This window comes from Winslowiella arboricola, assembly GCF_025527015.1.
In the GTDB taxonomy this organism is placed as follows: domain Bacteria; phylum Pseudomonadota; class Gammaproteobacteria; order Enterobacterales; family Enterobacteriaceae; genus Erwinia; species Erwinia arboricola.
Map to the genome: position 1 here is coordinate 615,184 of NZ_JAODIM010000042.1, position 16,332 is coordinate 631,515.

The 16,332-nt window shown below is 54.0% G+C and carries 18 protein-coding genes; 10 read left to right on the forward strand and 8 right to left on the reverse strand.

All coding sequences use genetic code 11. The features are described 5' to 3' along the window. Positions 1–431: 431 nt before the first annotated feature. Positions 432–998: a VOC family protein gene (locus N5923_RS17275; protein WP_267145122.1), complete on the forward strand. Its 567-nt coding sequence runs from the start codon at positions 432–434 to the stop codon at positions 996–998. Here N5923_RS17275 and N5923_RS17280 read toward each other — a convergent pair. Continuing rightward, complete coding sequence (locus tag N5923_RS17280) at positions 995–2,137, reverse strand: MalY/PatB family protein (protein ID WP_267145121.1); 1,143 nt, start codon at positions 2,135–2,137, stop codon at positions 995–997. The two genes, N5923_RS17275 and N5923_RS17280, sit on opposite strands and share 4 nt — an antisense overlap. Positions 2,138–2,223: 86 nt before the next feature. Here N5923_RS17280 and cutC point away from each other — a divergent pair, with 86 nt between their 5' ends. After that, positions 2,224–2,976 (forward strand): copper homeostasis protein CutC, encoded by a 753-nt coding sequence (gene cutC / locus N5923_RS17285; RefSeq protein WP_267145120.1) that lies wholly within the window; start codon positions 2,224–2,226, stop codon positions 2,974–2,976. 217 nt (positions 2,977–3,193) lie between these two features. Then, positions 3,194–4,042 carry a hypothetical protein gene (locus N5923_RS17290; RefSeq protein WP_267145119.1) on the forward strand — a complete coding sequence of 283 codons (849 nt, stop codon included), beginning with the start codon at positions 3,194–3,196 and terminating at the stop codon, positions 4,040–4,042. 157 nt (positions 4,043–4,199) lie between these two features. Here N5923_RS17290 and cmoB read toward each other — a convergent pair whose 3' ends face one another. The 5 genes from cmoB to N5923_RS17315 all read right to left on the reverse strand — a co-directional run bounded on the left by cmoB (position 4,200) and on the right by N5923_RS17315 (position 7,920). Continuing rightward, the gene (cmoB, locus tag N5923_RS17295; RefSeq protein ID WP_267145118.1) at positions 4,200–5,168 is read right to left on the reverse strand and encodes a tRNA 5-methoxyuridine(34)/uridine 5-oxyacetic acid(34) synthase CmoB; all 969 of its coding nucleotides are present in this window, start codon (positions 5,166–5,168) and stop codon (positions 4,200–4,202) included. After that, positions 5,165–5,905 carry a carboxy-S-adenosyl-L-methionine synthase CmoA gene (gene cmoA, locus N5923_RS17300; protein ID WP_267145117.1) on the reverse strand — a complete coding sequence of 247 codons (741 nt, stop codon included), beginning with the start codon at positions 5,903–5,905 and terminating at the stop codon, positions 5,165–5,167. The genes cmoB and cmoA overlap by 4 nt, the downstream gene beginning before the upstream one ends. An 84-nt stretch (positions 5,906–5,989) precedes the next feature. Beyond that, positions 5,990–6,385 (reverse strand): MAPEG family protein, encoded by a 396-nt coding sequence (locus tag N5923_RS17305; RefSeq protein ID WP_267145116.1) that lies wholly within the window; start codon positions 6,383–6,385, stop codon positions 5,990–5,992. Positions 6,386–6,492: 107 nt separating this feature from the next. Continuing rightward, the gene (locus N5923_RS17310; RefSeq protein WP_267145115.1) at positions 6,493–7,311 is read right to left on the reverse strand and encodes a DUF72 domain-containing protein; all 819 of its coding nucleotides are present in this window, start codon (positions 7,309–7,311) and stop codon (positions 6,493–6,495) included. 42 nt (positions 7,312–7,353) lie between these two features. Then, positions 7,354–7,920 carry a hydrolase gene (locus N5923_RS17315; protein ID WP_267145133.1) on the reverse strand — a complete coding sequence of 189 codons (567 nt, stop codon included), beginning with the start codon at positions 7,918–7,920 and terminating at the stop codon, positions 7,354–7,356. A 310-nt stretch (positions 7,921–8,230) separates the two neighbouring features. Here N5923_RS17315 and aspS point away from each other — a divergent pair, with 310 nt between their 5' ends. From aspS to ruvB, 6 genes are all read left to right on the forward strand, one after another. Continuing rightward, positions 8,231–10,018, forward strand: coding sequence for an aspartate--tRNA ligase (gene aspS, locus N5923_RS17320; protein ID WP_267145114.1), 1,788 nt, complete (start codon positions 8,231–8,233; stop codon positions 10,016–10,018). A 1-nt stretch (position 10,019) separates the two neighbouring features. Further along, positions 10,020–10,454: a dihydroneopterin triphosphate diphosphatase gene (gene nudB, locus N5923_RS17325; RefSeq protein WP_267145132.1), complete on the forward strand. Its 435-nt coding sequence runs from the start codon at positions 10,020–10,022 to the stop codon at positions 10,452–10,454. A gap of 175 nt (positions 10,455–10,629) precedes the next feature. Then, positions 10,630–11,373: a YebC/PmpR family DNA-binding transcriptional regulator gene (locus N5923_RS17330; protein ID WP_017802886.1), complete on the forward strand. Its 744-nt coding sequence runs from the start codon at positions 10,630–10,632 to the stop codon at positions 11,371–11,373. Positions 11,374–11,416: 43 nt separating this feature from the next. Beyond that, entirely contained in the window at positions 11,417–11,941 is a 525-nt protein-coding gene (gene ruvC, locus N5923_RS17335) for a crossover junction endodeoxyribonuclease RuvC (RefSeq protein WP_267145113.1), read from the forward strand. A gap of 73 nt (positions 11,942–12,014) precedes the next feature. Further along, positions 12,015–12,629, forward strand: a complete 615-nt coding sequence (ruvA, locus tag N5923_RS17340) for a Holliday junction branch migration protein RuvA (RefSeq protein ID WP_017802884.1) — start codon at positions 12,015–12,017, stop codon at positions 12,627–12,629. 8 nt (positions 12,630–12,637) lie between these two features. Further along, the gene (gene ruvB, locus N5923_RS17345) at positions 12,638–13,639 is read left to right on the forward strand and encodes a Holliday junction branch migration DNA helicase RuvB (protein WP_267145112.1); all 1,002 of its coding nucleotides are present in this window, start codon (positions 12,638–12,640) and stop codon (positions 13,637–13,639) included. Positions 13,640–13,762: 123 nt separating this feature from the next. Here ruvB and znuB read toward each other — a convergent pair whose 3' ends face one another. Beyond that, positions 13,763–14,548: a zinc ABC transporter permease subunit ZnuB gene (znuB, locus tag N5923_RS17350; protein WP_267145111.1), complete on the reverse strand. Its 786-nt coding sequence runs from the start codon at positions 14,546–14,548 to the stop codon at positions 13,763–13,765. Beyond that, positions 14,545–15,300: a zinc ABC transporter ATP-binding protein ZnuC gene (znuC, locus tag N5923_RS17355; RefSeq protein WP_026111947.1), complete on the reverse strand. Its 756-nt coding sequence runs from the start codon at positions 15,298–15,300 to the stop codon at positions 14,545–14,547. Before znuC ends, znuB begins: the two co-directional genes overlap by 4 nt. Positions 15,301–15,378: 78 nt before the next feature. On the opposite strand from znuC, the gene znuA reads away from it, so the two are divergent. Further along, positions 15,379–16,326 (forward strand): zinc ABC transporter substrate-binding protein ZnuA, encoded by a 948-nt coding sequence (znuA, locus tag N5923_RS17360; protein ID WP_267145110.1) that lies wholly within the window; start codon positions 15,379–15,381, stop codon positions 16,324–16,326. The last annotated feature ends 6 nt before the right edge of the window (positions 16,327–16,332 follow it).

The window sequence follows — 16,332 nt, forward strand, 5'->3', positions numbered from 1 at the left end:
AACGTCGGCGGAGGTGACGATAGGGATTGCTCACCGTTTTATTACTGCGCACCTTCCAGTGGCGAGTAATAGCAAAACCCATCAGCGCGATTAGGACTGCGACTACGATTAACATAAGCATATAGCTGTTCCTTGTGTGATGGTGAGACAAATCTATAAGAAACGCTGTCAGGCTGCAATTGTGGCTCCCGCAATTAGGAATAATCGGATTGAGTAAATAAAATTAAAGTAAAACATAAGGTTAAGGTTCGCTTTATAAATTTTTTTTTGGACCTGTACCGCAGTAAACTGGACAGTTATCCGGCAAATTAACCTGTTCCCTGAGGAAAGTTTACAGGAAACTAATATTTTCAAGTGTTAACTGGACCCCAACCAGCATCATCACTGGGCGGTAACTATTAATAAAACTGTTTAAATTTGAGGAGAATTTAGTGACGGCATGGAAATGTGTAGAAGAATTAAATGATCTTGCTAGCGATCTACCGCGCTTTGAGCAGGCGTTAAACAGCCTGGCGGAGACGCTGGGGTTATCTTTAACCGATCTGGTAGCCGATCATATTGCCGTGCGTTGTCATCAGAACACTACCGCAGAGCGTTGGAAACAGGGTCTGTCACAAGTTGGCGATCTTTTTTCGCAAAATATGATTAATGGCCGGCCAATCTGTCTGTTTGCGCTGGCGCAGCCGCTGCAGGTTGGCCCGTGGCAGATAAATGTGGTTGAACTGCCATGGCCGGGACAGACGCTGTACCGCCATGAAGGCTGGGAACATGTGGAGATCGTGTTGCGCGGTGAAGTGGAGACGCTGGGCGCGCGCGCGCTGGCGCTGTTTTCTGATGAAGGGCTGGCGCGGCGCGAGATTTCGATTAAAACCAGTTCGCCGAAAGGTGAATATGAGCGCCTGCCTAATCCGACGCTGGCAGTGACCGATGGCAAAATCACCATCAAATTCCATCCGTGGAGTTTGCAGGAGATTGTTGCCAGCGAGCAGGGCGTTTAAAGCGTACTGACTGCGCGCTCCATACGGCTGATGGCTTCATTCAGCGTGGCACGGGTACAGCCAAAGTTAAAACGTACAAACGCGTCATCGCCGAAGTCGCGGCCAGGTGAGAAGCCAAGGCCGTGCTTTTCAAACCAGATCGCCGGGCTGGCAACCGACAGTTTATGGGCGTCGATCCAGCCCAGATAGCTGCCTTCCGGCGCCACCATTGATAAGCCGTCGAGGGCATTGACGCGCGCCACCAGCAGATCGCGATTTTCGCGCAGATAATCCAGCTGGGCGTCCAGCCATGGCTGACCATCACGCCACGCAGCAGTGGCGGCCACCAGCGCCAGAATATCGACATCCGGCACAATGCCTTTGCGTACCCGTTTAAAGCGTTCGCGCAAATCTTTGTCGGGAATAATCGCCAGTGAAGCGCCCAGTCCGGCAATATTAAAGGTCTTTGACGGCGACATCAGGGTGATGGAACGCCGGGCGGCATCTTCGCTCAGGCTGGCGAAGGGGATGTGCTGCACGCCGGGTTCCAGCAGCAGGTCACAGTGGATCTCATCGGAACAGACAATCAGATCATGACGGCGGGCAAAAGCCAGCTGCGCTTCCAGTTCGGCGCGGCGATAGACGGTGCCGCCCGGGTTTTGCGGATTACACAGCATCAGCAGTTTTTCGCTGCCGGTTAATTGCGGCGCAGCGGCCTCCAGATCCATTAACCAGCGGCCCTGTTGCAGACGCATCTGCAGACTCAGCTGGCTGCGGTCAGCCAGTTTCGCCGCGTGGCGGAAAGGCGGGTAGATTGGCGTCGGGGCGATAGTGCCTTCACCTGCGCCGGTAAAGGCGCGCACGCTAAGGTTCAAGCCGCTGACAACGCCGGGCAGGAACACCAGCCACTCCGCTTCCACCTGCCAGTTGTAACGTTCGGCCATGCGCTTAATCACAATATTAATCAGCTCATGCGGTGTGTCGCCATAACCAAATATACCGTGTTCAACCCGTTGTTGCAGCGCGGAAATAATACAGTCTGGCGCACGGAAATCGCTGTCGGCCACCCATAAAGGCAGAACATCGCGATCGCCATATTTGTGCCACTTAACACTATCGCTGTGACGTCGGTCTATCCATTGATCAAAATTGAATGCCATGATTACTATTCCCGTTAAAATAACCGCTAAACCAGCCTAACTGAGAATCTGATTACCAGCCAGCAGTCATTAAACAGGAGGATGTGATGACTAAATTGGAAGTATGCTGCTACGGAGTGGATTGTGCGATCACTGCAGAACAAGCCGGTGCAGATCGCATTGAACTCTGTGCCGCACCTAAGGAGGGCGGGCTAACGCCATCCTTTGGCAGCCTGAAAATGGCGCGTGAGCTGGTAGCAATCCCTGTCCATCCGATTGTGCGTCCACGCGGCGGTGATTTCTGTTACTCCGCCAGCGAGTTTTCCGCGATGAAATCTGATGTCGCGGCGATCCGCGATCTGGGTTTTCCCGGCGTGGTAGTGGGTATGCTGGATGAAGATGCCCATATTGATATGGCCAGAATGCGGCAGATTATGACATTGTGCGGTGAGATGGCGGTGACTTTCCATCGTGCCTTTGACCTGTGCCATAGTCCGAAACGTTCACTTCAGGAGTTGACCGACCTCGGCGTTGCGCGCATTCTGACTTCAGGCCAGCAACAAAGCGCGGAAAGTGGAATTGCATTACTGAAGGAACTAACTCACAGCAGCGAAGGTCCAATTATTATGGCAGGCGCAGGGGTGCGTTTAAGTAATCTGCAAAAGTTTCTCGACGTTGGCATCGCAGAGCTGCACAGTTCAGCCAGTCGTCTGGTGGCCTCGCCGATGCGTTACCGTAAAGCCGGTGTTTCGATGTGCTCTGATACCGAAACCGATGAATTCAGCCGTTATTGTGTCGATGGCGATGTGGTGGAAGCGATGAAAGGGATCATTAATATGAATTCCGTACGTGTAGCCTGACTATCACAACCGATTTTGCCGCGCAGCACGCCGTTATCATGACGTGATGTTTGCAAGTACCAGGCCCCAACATCTTGTTGGGGCTTTTTTTCTGCAATTTATTGCCGGCACCCGCCCTTGAAGAAACAAAAACAATTCTCCGCACAGTATGGGCGTGTAACCAATGCCGTTTACACTTATCTTAATCGTCAGGGATTCAGGTCTTACGGGGAACAGAATGATTAAAACGATTTCTGGTGTGGTTATCGCGCTGACGTGCGGCGGTTTACTCAGTTTTACCGCCAGCGCCGCTGAGCAGTGTCCGCTGCACAATAAAGCGGTTAACGACAGCAATGCGATTATTATGCTGGGCGGTACCGCCAGAGGGCCGATTAAGCAGGTGGTGGTCGGCGAATTCGGCAAAGATGTCGATCTGCAAAAGCGTCTGCTGGGGCAGTTCGACAACTGCGGTATTCTGCTGATTGCCGACAGCAGTTTCGATAAGAATGAAGGTAATGTGCTGCTGAATATGGAGCAGCATGTGGTACGAATCCCCGGTGGCTGGCAGGCGGACTATGCGATTTCCGTCAAAGTGAAGCAGCAGGAGAAAATGGTGGAGGTCAGTAACAAGCAGGGCACCATCAACTACCAGTTGGGCAAAAACGGCAATATCACCAGCTCGACCGATGTGTTTACCCTGATGGGCAAGAAAGGCTTTACTGAAACCACCTACAGTCACGATCGCCATTTTCGGCTGCTGAAAAGTGTGGCGCGTGGTTCTGATCATCTGAGTAATGGTGAATATCGCTATCAGTGGGATCCTAAAGGTAATTTGCTTACCACCACCTCAGATAAAAGCAAAGAGACCTACACCTACGATAAGCAGGAACGCGAACTGGGGCTGCACAGCGTCGCCTCTACGGCGGTAAGTACGATCACTACAATTCATGAGTGTCAGTCCTGGGATGATATCGGTAACTGTACTCTGAGTTATGGCCGTGAAACGGAAGTGTTTGATAGCAATACGGTTAAACGTAATATCAGCACCGCTTATCGTTTTGAGTATTGGCCAAAAGAGGCGCAATAATATGGCGCTGTTAAGCCGGTAAAAATTTAAGGGCGGCGAGAACGCCGTCATTATGGCAGGTGAAAATCATCAATACGGGCGGCGAGAACGCCGCCCCTACAGGTTGTGATGGTTTTTTGTAGGGGCGGCGTTTTCGCCACCCGCATAGCGTAGTTATTTACGGCTTTCTCGCCACCAGCACCGCACGCAGCGGTGCGGGATAACCTTCCACGGTTTTGCTCGCATCTTCAGGATCGAGGAATTCCGCCAGGGATTCGCTGGTCATCCAGTCGGTGCGACGCTGTTCATCGGTGCTGGTCAGCGAATAGTCGACAATACGCACATCTTCAAAACCACACTTCTCCAGCCAGTTTTTTAACGCACCGGTAGAAGGGATAAAGTAAACATTACGCATCTGCGCATAGCGCTCGCCTGGCACCAGCACCGCCTGGTCATCCCCTTCAATCACCAGGGTTTCCAGCACTAACTCGCCACCGCTGACCAGCTGGTTTTTCAGCTGGAACAGATGGTCAAGCGGTGAACGGCGATGGTAGAGCACACCCATCGAAAACACCGTATCAAAGGCTTTTAATTCCGGCAGTTGCTCAATACCCAGCGGCAACAGATGAGCGCGCTGATCGTTACCCAGCAGCTTACGTACCGCTTCAAACTGGCAGAGAAACAGCTGCATCGGATCGATGCCGACCACCAGCTGCGCGCCCGCGCCAAGCATGCGCCACATGTGGTAGCCACTGCCACATCCGACATCCAGCACCGTGCGGCCCGCCAGCGGCGAGATGTGCGGCAACACCCGCTGCCATTTCCAGTCGGAACGCCATTCAGTGTCGATCTCCGTGCCGTAAAGCGAATAAGGGCCTTTACGCCACGGCATTAAATTGCGCAGTAAATTATTGATACCGCCACGCTGGCGCTCGCTCAGATTATTGCTGTCAGCGGTGACGCTGTGAAGCAGATCGAGGCGCTCTGGTTCCAGCAGCGGTAAATACTCCACTGCGCGGTGCCAGTTTTTAAAACTGCCATGCAGATTATCACGCTGCCAGCTGGCGATTTGCGCGGGCAGTGTCTCCAGCCACGGCGCCAGCGGGCCTTTGGCGATTAACTGATAAAAATTACCAAAGTCGATCATTTATCACTCGCTTTTACCGCAATCAAAGAGCCAAAGTTAAAACACTGGAACCAGAGTTCTGCATGTTCGAAACCCGCCGTATGCAGACGCTGCTTATGGGTTTCCACGCTATCGGTGAGCATCACATTTTCCAGCATGCTGCGTTTCTGGCTGATTTCCAGTTCGCTATAGCCATTGGCGCGCTTAAAGTCGTGATGCATATTAAACAGCAGCTCACCAACCTGTTGATCGGCAAAGCTAAACTTTTCTGACAGCACCAGCGCGCCACCCGGCTTCAGCCCCTGATAAATAGTATTCAGCAGCTGCTGGCGCTCTTCCGGCGCAAGGAATTGCAGGGTGAAATTCAGCACCACCAGCGAGGCGTTTTCGATATTGATGGTGCGGATATCCGCTTCAATCACCTCAACCGGGGTGTCGGCGCGAAAGGCGTCGATATGGCGGCGGCAACGCTCCACCATTGCCGGTGAATTATCCACGGCAATAATCTGGCAACCAGCGACCTGAATATTACGGCGCACGGAAAGCGTGGCGGCGCCCAGCGAGCAGCCGAGATCGTAAACCCGGCTGTCGGGCTGTACAAAACGTTCCGCCAGCATGCCAATCATCGAAATGATATTGGAGTAACCTGGCACCGAGCGCTGAATCATATCAGGGAAAACTTCAGCTACGCGCTCATCAAAGGTCCAGTCACCAAGCTTCGAGATTGGCGCGGAGAAAAGCGTATCGCGGTTAGACATAACGGTAAATCCGGTGAACAACGGGAAGGGCACTATTTTGGCAGAAAGCAGCGCGGGCTGCACCTGCTTTGCCAGAACAGGCGATTAATGCAGCGTCAGGATCAGATCCCACGGCATAAACAGCAGATTAAAGATCACCATCGCAATCAATGACAGGCCGGTTAACAGCATACCGTTACGCCGCCAGAACATCACACTGTGGTGCATGCCCCAGAAATGCATGGCGCGGCCGACAAAGAAAAACAGCGCGCTCAGATGCAGCATCCAGATATCGGCGCCATTCATCTCCATCATTACCAGCAGTAGCAGGGCAACAGGGATATTTTCCATCGCATTGCCATGAATGCGCATCGCAATCTGTAATTCAGAGAAACCACCGTCGCCATGTGCAACGCGATATGAACGACGCAGGCGTATCACATCAACTGAAAACTTAATTAAAAACAGTGCCCCAAGCACGACATAAAGCGCGCTGACCATGCTGAACTCCATCGAGGAAAGATTGTTGCTGCGCCTATCATAGCCGGGAAACTGATAAGTGTCGCCTTGCCGCCGCGCAACTGTTTAGCCTTTATTCAGTGGATCAGTCAGAACAGCTGCGCCTGCTGTGGCCAGTCAGGCGCTGCGCCGATGGCAGGAAGGGCCTGTTGCAGATGCGGCCAGAGATACTGGACCAGCGTCAGCACTTCACCGATATCGGGGGTATGGATAAACAGCCATGGCTGGCCCTGCTGCGACCAGGCGGGCAATTTACGCAGCCAGTCGTTAAAAAAGGGCAGGTTGGCTGCCGGGTCGTCGCCGCCGATAAAACGCACCATCGGATTATTTGCCGTCATCACCGCATGGGCGGGCAGTTTCGGTTTCTTACGCTGGGCTTCAATCAGCGCCGGCGTACCGGAAGTGGCGGCATGTACCGGGCGGCTGTCTAACATCACCCGATTGATGCCGCGCTGATGCAGGCCGCGGTTCAGCGCCTGTTCAGCTTCGCCTTTGGCAAAGAACAGCGGATGACGCACTTCGACACCGTACTGAAAGGCGCGTGGCAGCTTATCGAGAAACGCCCACAGATAGGGAAGTTCATCGGGTCCAAAAGCGGAGGGCAGCTGCAACCAGTACTGACCAATCCGTCGCGCCAGCGGATCCAGGGTGCGGAAAAATTCTTCAGTCAGATCGTCACAATGACGCAGGGCGGCCTTATGGCTGATGGTGGCCGGAAACTTAAAACAGAAACGAAAATGGTCGTCGGTCATCGCCTTCCAGCGCTGGACGATTTCTGCTTTGGGCAGGGCATACAGGGTGGTATTGCCTTCCACACAGTTAAAAAAGCGCGCGTAATCCGCCAGGGTTTCAATCCCGAGTTTTTTCCATTGTGGGTGCTGCCATTGTGGTAAGCCCAGCCAAATCATTTTATCCCTCTCCGGTGGCGGACACTCCCTGTCCGGCCATTATTATAACGCGGCAATAATCTCTGCGGACTGACGAACTTGCGCAATGCGTGGAAAAATCCAGTTCAGACTGCCCTGATGTTGCTCCGTGCTGCCTGCGCTACAGACATCTTCGGCAATCACCAGATTAAAGCCCAGCTCCCAGGCGTTACGCGCAGTGGATTCAACGCCAATATTGGTGGAGATCCCGGCCAGCACAATGGTATTGATGCCGCGACGACGCAGCTGCATCTCAAGGTCGGTGCCGTAAAACGCGCCCCACTGGCGTTTGGTGACTTCAATATCACCCGGCTGCACGCCAAGCGCAGCCGGATAAACCCACCAGTTATCCGGCAGAGCAGCGCCTGGATTCTCCGCATCCACCGCTTGCTTTGGCGCTTCGGCAAAATCTTTTGACCAGCCGACGCGCACCAGAATCACCGGCGCATTGACCGCGCGGAACTTCTCCGCCAGCGTGGCGGCACGCGTGACAACCTGATCTGCCGTATGCGGGCCACCGGCAAACGGCAGAATACCTTCCTGTAAATCGATTAATACCAGTGCGGTCGTAGCAGTGTTTAACTTCATTATCGACTCCAAAGTGGCGGGAAAAGGAAGAGAGTAGCGATAAACTGTTATCAGCGGCGAGGCGAAAGGTGTCGTAACACCGCGAATTTTGTTACTTTTTGTGATAAACCGGCTACGGGTGGAGATGAATCACGGCAATCTGCGGTGGTTATGGCGCTCAGCACTTATCGCCCTGCCGATTTTACATTATAATGCCTGCCTTTTTCAGGGCAGCGTCTGCTCACTACCTCCGGCGATTGCCTGATGAGGTAATAACAAAAGACGACCTAAAATGCTGCGCGTGCAGCAGCGGTGAAGTTAAAAGGATATCGTTATGCGTACTGAGTATTGCGGACAGATCAATCTGTCTCACGTCGGCCAGCAAGTGACACTGTGTGGTTGGGTCAATCGTCGTCGCGATCTGGGCAGCCTGATCTTTATTGATATGCGCGACCGTGAAGGCATCGTTCAGGTGTTTTTCGATCCGGACCGTCAGGACGCGTTTAATCTGGCTTCTGAACTGCGTAACGAATTCTGCATTCAGATTACGGGCACCGTACGTGCGCGTGATGATAAGAACAAAAACAGCGATATGGCCACCGGTGAAGTGGAAGTATTTGCCACCGAACTGACCATTATTAACCGCTCTGAACCGCTGCCGCTGGACTCAAATCATGAGAACACCGAAGAAGCGCGCCTGAAATACCGCTATCTGGATCTGCGTCGTCCGGAAATGGCTAATCGCCTGAAAACGCGCGCCAAAATTTCCAGTTTTGTCCGTCGTTTTATGGATGACCACGGTTTCCTCGATATTGAAACGCCGATGCTTACCAAAGCCACGCCGGAAGGCGCGCGTGACTATCTGGTGCCAAGCCGCGTACATAAAGGCAAGTTTTATGCGCTGCCACAATCACCACAGCTGTTTAAGCAGCTGCTGATGATGTCCGGTTTCGACCGTTACTATCAGATCGTGAAATGCTTCCGTGATGAGGATCTGCGCGCTGACCGTCAGCCTGAATTTACCCAGATCGATGTCGAAACCTCCTTTATGACTGCGCCTCAGGTGCGTGAGGTGATGGAGCGTCTGGTACGCGAATTGTGGCTGGAAGTGAAAGGCGTCGAGCTGGGCGATTTCCCGACCATGACATTTGCCGAAGCGATGCGTCGTTACGGCTCGGATAAACCGGATCTGCGTAACCCGATGGAGCTGGTGGATGTTGCCGACCTGCTGAAAAACGTTGAGTTCAAAGTATTCTCCGGTCCGGCGAACGATGCCAAAGGCCGCGTTGCCGCACTGCGCGTACCGGGTGGCGCTACGCTGAGCCGTAAGCAGATTGACGACTACGGTAAATTTATCGAAATCTACGGCGCGAGAGGCCTGGCGTATATCAAGGTAAACGAGCGCGCGAAAGGTCTGGAAGGTATCCAGAGTCCGGTGGCGAAATTCCTTGATGCGGATATCGTTGAAGCGATTCTGGCGCGCACTGGCGCGGCCGATGGCGATATGATCTTCTTTGGCGCCGACAACGGCAAAGTGGTTGCCGATGCGCTGGGTGCACTGCGCCTGAAGCTGGGTCGCGATCTGAATATCACTCGTGATGCCGCATGGGCACCGTTGTGGGTGGTGGATTTCCCGATGTTCGAAGAAGATGGCGAAGGTGGTCTCAGCGCCATGCACCATCCATTTACCGCACCCAAAGAGATGACGCCGGAACAGCTGAAATCCGTACCAGAAACTGCGATTGCCAACGCTTACGATATGGTAATTAACGGTTATGAAGTGGGCGGCGGTTCAGTTCGTATTCACCAGGGCCAGATGCAGCAAACCGTATTCGGCATTCTGGGCATTACTGAAGTGGAGCAGCGTGAGAAGTTTGGCTTCCTGCTGGATGCACTGAAATACGGTACGCCGCCACACGCGGGCCTCGCCTTTGGTCTGGACCGTCTGGTGATGCTGCTGACCGGCACCGACAATATTCGTGATGTCATTGCCTTCCCGAAAACCACCGCGGCCGCCTGTCTGATGACTGAAGCGCCAAGTTTCGCCAATCCGGCTTCGCTGGAAGAGCTGGCGATTCAGGTGGTGAAGAAGGACAAGCCACAGAGTCTTGAGAACGAATAATATGGGCTATAAGCGACCCGTCTCGGTGTTAGTGGTGATCTTCGCCCGCGACACCCGGCGGGTGCTGATGCTGCAGCGTCGCGACGACCCTGAGTTCTGGCAGTCGGTCACCGGCAGCGTGGAAGCCGGGGAAACTCCGCGGGAAACTGCCCGGCGTGAAGTGCTGGAAGAGGTTGCAATTGATATCAACGCTGAGCAGCTCACAGTTGTCGACTGCCAGCGTCAGATAGAATTTGAAATCTTCAGCCACTTTCGTCATCGCTATGCGCCAGGCGTTACGCATAACCAGGAGCACTGGTTTAGCCTGGCCTTACCGACGGAACGCGCCGTAGTGATCAGTGAGCATCTGGCATATCAATGGCTTGATGCTGTCAACGCCGCGCAGCTGACCAAGTCCTGGAGTAATCGCCAGGCGATAGAAGAATTTGTGATTTAAGTTTTGTTCTGATTTTTTTGCATTAAAGGCCAGGCGTTATCGGCGCAGCGAGTTTGTTCGCTGCCAGCGCACAGCAACTGCAGCGTACTGAAGTACGTGAGGATTGCGAGCACTGCCAGCGGGCAAACTCGCCAGCAAGAAAGCCTGGGCGATATATCATTTGGAGAGAAATTCAATGGCAGGCCATAGTAAATGGGCTAATACCAAACACCGCAAAGCGGCACAGGATGCCAAACGCGGTAAAATCTTCACCAAAATCATTCGTGAGCTGGTGACGGCGGCGAAACTGGGCGGCGGCGATGCGGATTCTAACCCGCGTCTGCGTGCGGCAATGGATAAAGCGCTGTCGAACAATATGACGCGTGACACCATGAACCGTGCGATTGCCCGTGGTGTTGGCGGCGAAGACGACAGCAATATGGAAACCATTATCTACGAAGGTTACGGTCCGGGCGGCACTGCCGTAATGATCGAGTGCCTGAGTGATAACCGTAACCGTACTGTTGGTGAAGTGCGTCACGCTTTCACTAAAACCGGTGGCAACCTCGGCACTGATGGTTCTGTGGCCTACCTGTTTACCAAAAAAGGGGTGATCACTTTCGCGCCGGGTCTTGATGAAGATACAGTGATGGATGCGGCGCTGGAAGCCGGTGCTGATGATATCGTCACCTATGATGACGGCGCTATCGACGTCTTTACCGCATGGGAATCCCTCGGTGCGGTAAAAGCGGCGCTGGAAGCGGCGGGTCTGACGGCTGATTCTGCTGAAGTGACGATGATCCCATCGACCAAAGCGGATATGGATGAAGAGACCGCGCCAAAACTGCTGCGTCTGATTGATATGCTGGAAGATTGTGACGATGTGCAGGAAGTTTACCATAACGGTGAAATTTCCGATGAGGTGGCGGCTACGCTGTAATGGCGTTACCCTGCAGGCAACAGCACACCACCGGAGACGCGTGATGGCAATTATTTTGGGCATTGACCCTGGCTCACGCGTAACCGGCTACGGTGTGATTCGTCAGGTTGGGCGGCAGCTCACCTATCTCGGCAGCGGCTGTATTCGTACCGGCGTGCCGGATCTGCCGACGCGGCTGAAGCTGATTTATGCCGGCGTCAGCGAAATCATTACCCAGTTTCAGCCGGAGTTTTTTGCCATCGAACAGGTGTTTATGGCGAAGAACGCGGATTCTGCACTGAAGCTGGGCCAGGCGCGCGGCGCGGCAATTGTCGCTGCGGTCAATCAGGACTTACCGGTATTTGAGTACGCGGCGCGTCAGGTGAAACAGACGGTAGTGGGGATCGGCAGCGCCGAAAAGAGCCAGGTTCAGCATATGGTGCGAACCCTGCTGAAACTGGCGGCCAATCCGCAGTCGGATGCTGCCGATGCGCTGGCGATTGCTATTACCCATTGTCACGTCAGCCAGAACGCCAGCCGTCTCAGTGAAACCCGACTACAACTGACGCGCGGGCGTCTGCGTCCTTAACAGGCTGGATATTCATCCAGCCTTTTTTATGTTATAAACAGCACATTCCCTCATTATCCAAAGGAAGCTTAACGTGATAGGTCGTCTGAGAGGCATTATTCTTGAGAAACAGCCACCGCAGGTATTAATTGAAGCCAACGGCGTGGGCTATGAAGTGCATATGCCGATGACCTGTTTTTATGAGCTGCCTGAACTGAATCACGAAGCCATTATCTTCACTCAGTTTGTGGTGCGTGAAGATGCGCAGCTGCTGTTTGGTTTTAACAGCAAGCAGGAGCGTGCGCTGTTTCGCGAGCTGATTAAAGTGAACGGCGTCGGACCCAAGCTGGCACTGGCGATCCTCTCCGGCATGTCGGCGCAGCAGTTTGTTACCGCAGTCGAGCGGGAAGAGATTGCCGCACTGGTAAAACTGCCGGGCGTTGGCAAGAAAACCGCTGAGCGGCTGGTGGTGGAAATGAAAGATCGCTTTAAAGGGATGCATGGCGATCTGTTTGCGACCGATTCAACCTTTGCGCTGACCAGCGAAAGTCCGGCGCCAGCCGCCAATGATGCGGAAGGCGAAGCGGTCTCTGCACTGGTAGCGCTGGGCTATAAACCGCAGGAAGCCAGCCGGATGATCAGCAAAGTGGGTCGTGCCGGTGCGGATTGCGAAACCCTGATCCGTGAAGCCCTGCGCGCAGCTATTTGAGGTAACGCATGATTGAAGCCGATCGCCTTATATCGCCGGGTATTATCTCTGAAGACGAGGTAATTGACCGCGCGATACGTCCTAAGCTGCTGGCGGAATATGTCGGTCAGCAGCCGGTGCGTGAGCAGATGGAAATCTTTATCGAAGCGGCGAAAATGCGCGGTGAGGCACTCGATCATCTGCTGATTTTTGGCCCGCCGGGATTAGGTAAAACCACGCTGGCAAATATTGTCGCCAACGAGATGGGCGTTAATCTGCGTACCACATCCGGCCCGGTACTTGAGAAAGCCGGGGATCTGGCGGCGATGCTGACTAACCTTGAACCGCACGACGTGCTGTTTATCGATGAGATCCATCGTCTGTCACCGGTGGTCGAGGAAGTGCTCTATCCGGCGATGGAAGATTATCAGCTGGATATTATGATTGGCGAAGGCCCGGCTGCGCGCTCGATTAAACTCGATTTGCCGCCGTTTACCCTGATTGGCGCCACTACGCGTGCTGGCTCACTCACCTCGCCGCTGCGTGACCGCTTTGGTATCGTGCAGCGTCTGGAGTTCTATCGCGTTGAAGATTTGCAACATATCGTCGGCCGCAGCGCTGCGGTGCTGGGGCTGGATCTGAGCGAAGATGGCGCGCTGGAAATTGCGCGTCGCGCCCGCGGCACCCCGCGTATTGCTAACCGTCTGCTGCGCCGGGTACGTGACTTCTCAGAAGTGCGCGCCAACGGTGAGCTGAGCGGCGATGTGGCGTCGAAAGCGCTGGATATGCTGAATGTCGATACTGAAGGTTTTGACTATATGGACCGCAAGCTGTTACTGGCGATTATTGATAAGTTTACCGGTGGTCCGGTAGGGCTGGATAACCTGGCGGCGGCGATTGGCGAAGAGCGTGAAACCATTGAAGATGTGCTGGAGCCGTATCTGATTCAGCAGGGTTTTATTCAGCGCACTCCGCGTGGCCGTATCGCCACTCAGCACGCTTATAAACATTTCGGTATTACCCGCGAATAACCTGATGGGCGGTGAAAACGTCGCCATTATTTATTGTGCAAATCTTCGGCATGGGCGGCGAGAACGCCACCCCGATATGACTTTATAATATTCTGCAGGGGCGGCGTTCTCGCCGCCCGTTATTTAAACCGCTGGCTTTTTCACCATACTGATCACAAACATCAACGCTGCGCTCAGCACCACTGACGGTCCTGCAGGCGTATCGTAAAACGCCGAGAAGGTCAGACCGCCGGTTACCGCCAGCACGCCAATCGCTATGGCGACAGCCGCCATCTGCTCCGGTGAACGGGCAAAGCGACGCGCGGTGGCCGCCGGAATAATCAGCAGTGAAGTGATTATCAGCGCACCGACAAACTTCATCGACACACCAATCGTCAGCGCCGTTACCAGCATCAACAGTAATTTGGTGCGCTGAAGATTGACGCCATCCACCTGCGCCATTTCCGGGCTGATGGTAATCGACAGCAGCGCCCGCCACTGCCAGGCAAGAATCGCCAGCACCAGCGCGACGCCGACCGCAATGGCAATCAGATCAACCGGCGTCACCGACAGCAGATCGCCAAACAGATACGCCATTAAGTCGACGCGCACGTTCGACATCAGACTCACCACCACCAGGCCAAGCGACAGGGCGCTGTGCGCCATAATCCCCAGCAGGGTATCGATCGCCAGATGCGGGCGGCGTTCCAGCCACACCAGACCAAATGACAGCAGCAAAGTCACCGCAATCACCGCGTAGAACGGGTTGATATTAAGCAGCAGGCCAAATGCGACGCCAAGCAGCGACGCGTGCGCCAGCGTATCGCCAAAATAGGACATACGGCGCCAGACCACAAACGAGCCAAGCGGGCCGGCGGCAATGGCCAGCATCACGCCGCCCAGCCAGCCGGGAAGTAACAATTCAATCATGACGGACCCTGTCCCCGACGCAGAATAATGCGTCCCTGCAAATCGTGACGATGATTATGATGATGGCGGTAGATCGCCAGTTGTTCGGCGCCGCGCGGGCCAAACATTGAAATAAACTCAGGATGGGTTGAGACCACTTCCGGGGTGCCGGAGCAGCAGATATGCTGGTTAAGACACAGCACCTCATCGGTTTTCGCCATCACCAGGTGCAGGTCATGGGAAACCATCAGCACGCCGCAGTTCAGTTCACGACGCAGCTGATCGATCAAATCATACAGCGCCACCTGGCCATTGACGTCGACACCCTGCGTCGGTTCATCCAGCACCAGCAGCTGCGGATTATTCAGCAGCGCACGCGCCAGTAATACCCGCTGCGTTTCACCGCCAGACAGTTTTTGCAGCGGATATTCCAGCAGATGCCCGGCCTGCACGCGTTTCAGCGCAGGCAGAATATCGGCGCGCTTAACGCCGGGGCGCAGGCGCATAAAACGATCGACCGTCAGCGGCAGGGTAGAGTCGAGATGCAGTTTTTGCGGCACGTAACCAATACGCAAACCGGCAGGGCGATCGAGTTTACCGGCGCTGGGTGCAATTAATCCGAGCACCACGCGTACCAGCGTCGATTTTCCGGCACCGTTAGGACCAAGCAGCGTAAGAATACGTCCGGGTTCCAGTTTCAGTGAAACATCAGACAGTACGCGGCGTTGACCAAAGGACACCGAGATGTTTTCCAGAGTGATTAGTGAGGGCATCGTCAATTACAGGTTGCAGAAGATATCGAATGTTATAATATCACACTCCATCAGCTAATCACGATGGATTGACGCATTATGTTACATAATAAAAAACGTTTATTTTCAGCCTTCGCCGCACTGGGATTCGCCGCTTCGCTTGCTGCGCCAGCCTCGGCGGCGGTGGTGGCCTCAATTAAACCGCTCGGTTTTATCGCCGCGGCGATTGCTGATGGTGTCACGCCGGTGGAAGTTATGCTTCCGGATGGTGCATCTGAGCATGACTACGCATTACGCCCTTCTGACGTTAAACGCTTGCAGAGCGCGGATCTGGTGGTATGGATCGGCCCTGAAATGGAAGCTTTTCTGACCAAACCAGCGGCCGGATTTACCCCGCAGAAAAACCTTGAACTGGCTGAATTGCCGGGAGTAAAACCACTGTTAATCCGCGGTGGCGAAGAGGATGAGCACCATGATGAGAGCCATTCCGGCCACGATGAAGAGGGGCATGACCACCATCATCACGGTGAGTACAATATGCACTTGTGGTTATCCCCAGAGATAGCAAGGCAATCGGCGGTTGCAATCCACCAAAAATTATTGGAACTTATGCCGCAAAGCAAAGACAAACTAGACGCTAACCTCCAGCAATTCGAAGTTAGCCTGGCGAAGTCTGACCAGCAGATTGGTGCTGAGCTGGCGCCGGTGAAAGGGAAGGGATATTTCGTTTTTCATGATGCTTACACATACTTTGAAAAACATTACGGGTTGTCGCCTGCCGGGCATTTTACCGTGAATCCTGAGATCCAACCGGGCGCTCAGCGCTTACATCAAATACGAACACAGTTGGTTGAGCAGAAAGCCGTATGTGTTTTCGCTGAACCACAATTCAGGCCGGCCGTCATCGATGCCGTTGCCCGCGGAACTTCTGTGCGAAAAGGCACCTTAGATCCGCTGGGAATGGGTATCAGCTTAGCAAAAGACAGCTATGTGAAATTCCTCTCACAGTTGTCGAGCCAGTATGTGAGCTGCCTGAAAGGAGCATAGAGGAAT

Excerpts from the sequence above, each read along its gene's own strand:
- N5923_RS17280 (WP_267145121.1), bottom strand. The coding sequence starts at position 2,137 with ATGGCATTCAATTTTGATCAATGGATAGACCGACGTCACAGCGATAGT.
- cutC (WP_267145120.1), top strand. The coding sequence starts at position 2,224 with ATGACTAAATTGGAAGTATGCTGCTACGGAGTGGATTGTGCGATCACT.
- N5923_RS17290 (WP_267145119.1), top strand. The coding sequence starts at position 3,194 with ATGATTAAAACGATTTCTGGTGTGGTTATCGCGCTGACGTGCGGCGGT.
- cmoB (WP_267145118.1), bottom strand. The coding sequence starts at position 5,168 with ATGATCGACTTTGGTAATTTTTATCAGTTAATCGCCAAAGGCCCGCTG.
- cmoA (WP_267145117.1), bottom strand. The coding sequence starts at position 5,905 with ATGTCTAACCGCGATACGCTTTTCTCCGCGCCAATCTCGAAGCTTGGT.
- N5923_RS17305 (WP_267145116.1), bottom strand. The coding sequence starts at position 6,385 with ATGGTCAGCGCGCTTTATGTCGTGCTTGGGGCACTGTTTTTAATTAAG.
- N5923_RS17310 (WP_267145115.1), bottom strand. The coding sequence starts at position 7,311 with ATGATTTGGCTGGGCTTACCACAATGGCAGCACCCACAATGGAAAAAA.
- aspS (WP_267145114.1), top strand. The coding sequence starts at position 8,231 with ATGCGTACTGAGTATTGCGGACAGATCAATCTGTCTCACGTCGGCCAG.
- nudB (WP_267145132.1), top strand. The coding sequence starts at position 10,020 with ATGGGCTATAAGCGACCCGTCTCGGTGTTAGTGGTGATCTTCGCCCGC.
- N5923_RS17330 (WP_017802886.1), top strand. The coding sequence starts at position 10,630 with ATGGCAGGCCATAGTAAATGGGCTAATACCAAACACCGCAAAGCGGCA.
- ruvC (WP_267145113.1), top strand. The coding sequence starts at position 11,417 with ATGGCAATTATTTTGGGCATTGACCCTGGCTCACGCGTAACCGGCTAC.
- ruvB (WP_267145112.1), top strand. The coding sequence starts at position 12,638 with ATGATTGAAGCCGATCGCCTTATATCGCCGGGTATTATCTCTGAAGAC.
- znuB (WP_267145111.1), bottom strand. The coding sequence starts at position 14,548 with ATGATTGAATTGTTACTTCCCGGCTGGCTGGGCGGCGTGATGCTGGCC.
- znuC (WP_026111947.1), bottom strand. The coding sequence starts at position 15,300 with ATGCCCTCACTAATCACTCTGGAAAACATCTCGGTGTCCTTTGGTCAA.
- znuA (WP_267145110.1), top strand. The coding sequence starts at position 15,379 with ATGTTACATAATAAAAAACGTTTATTTTCAGCCTTCGCCGCACTGGGA.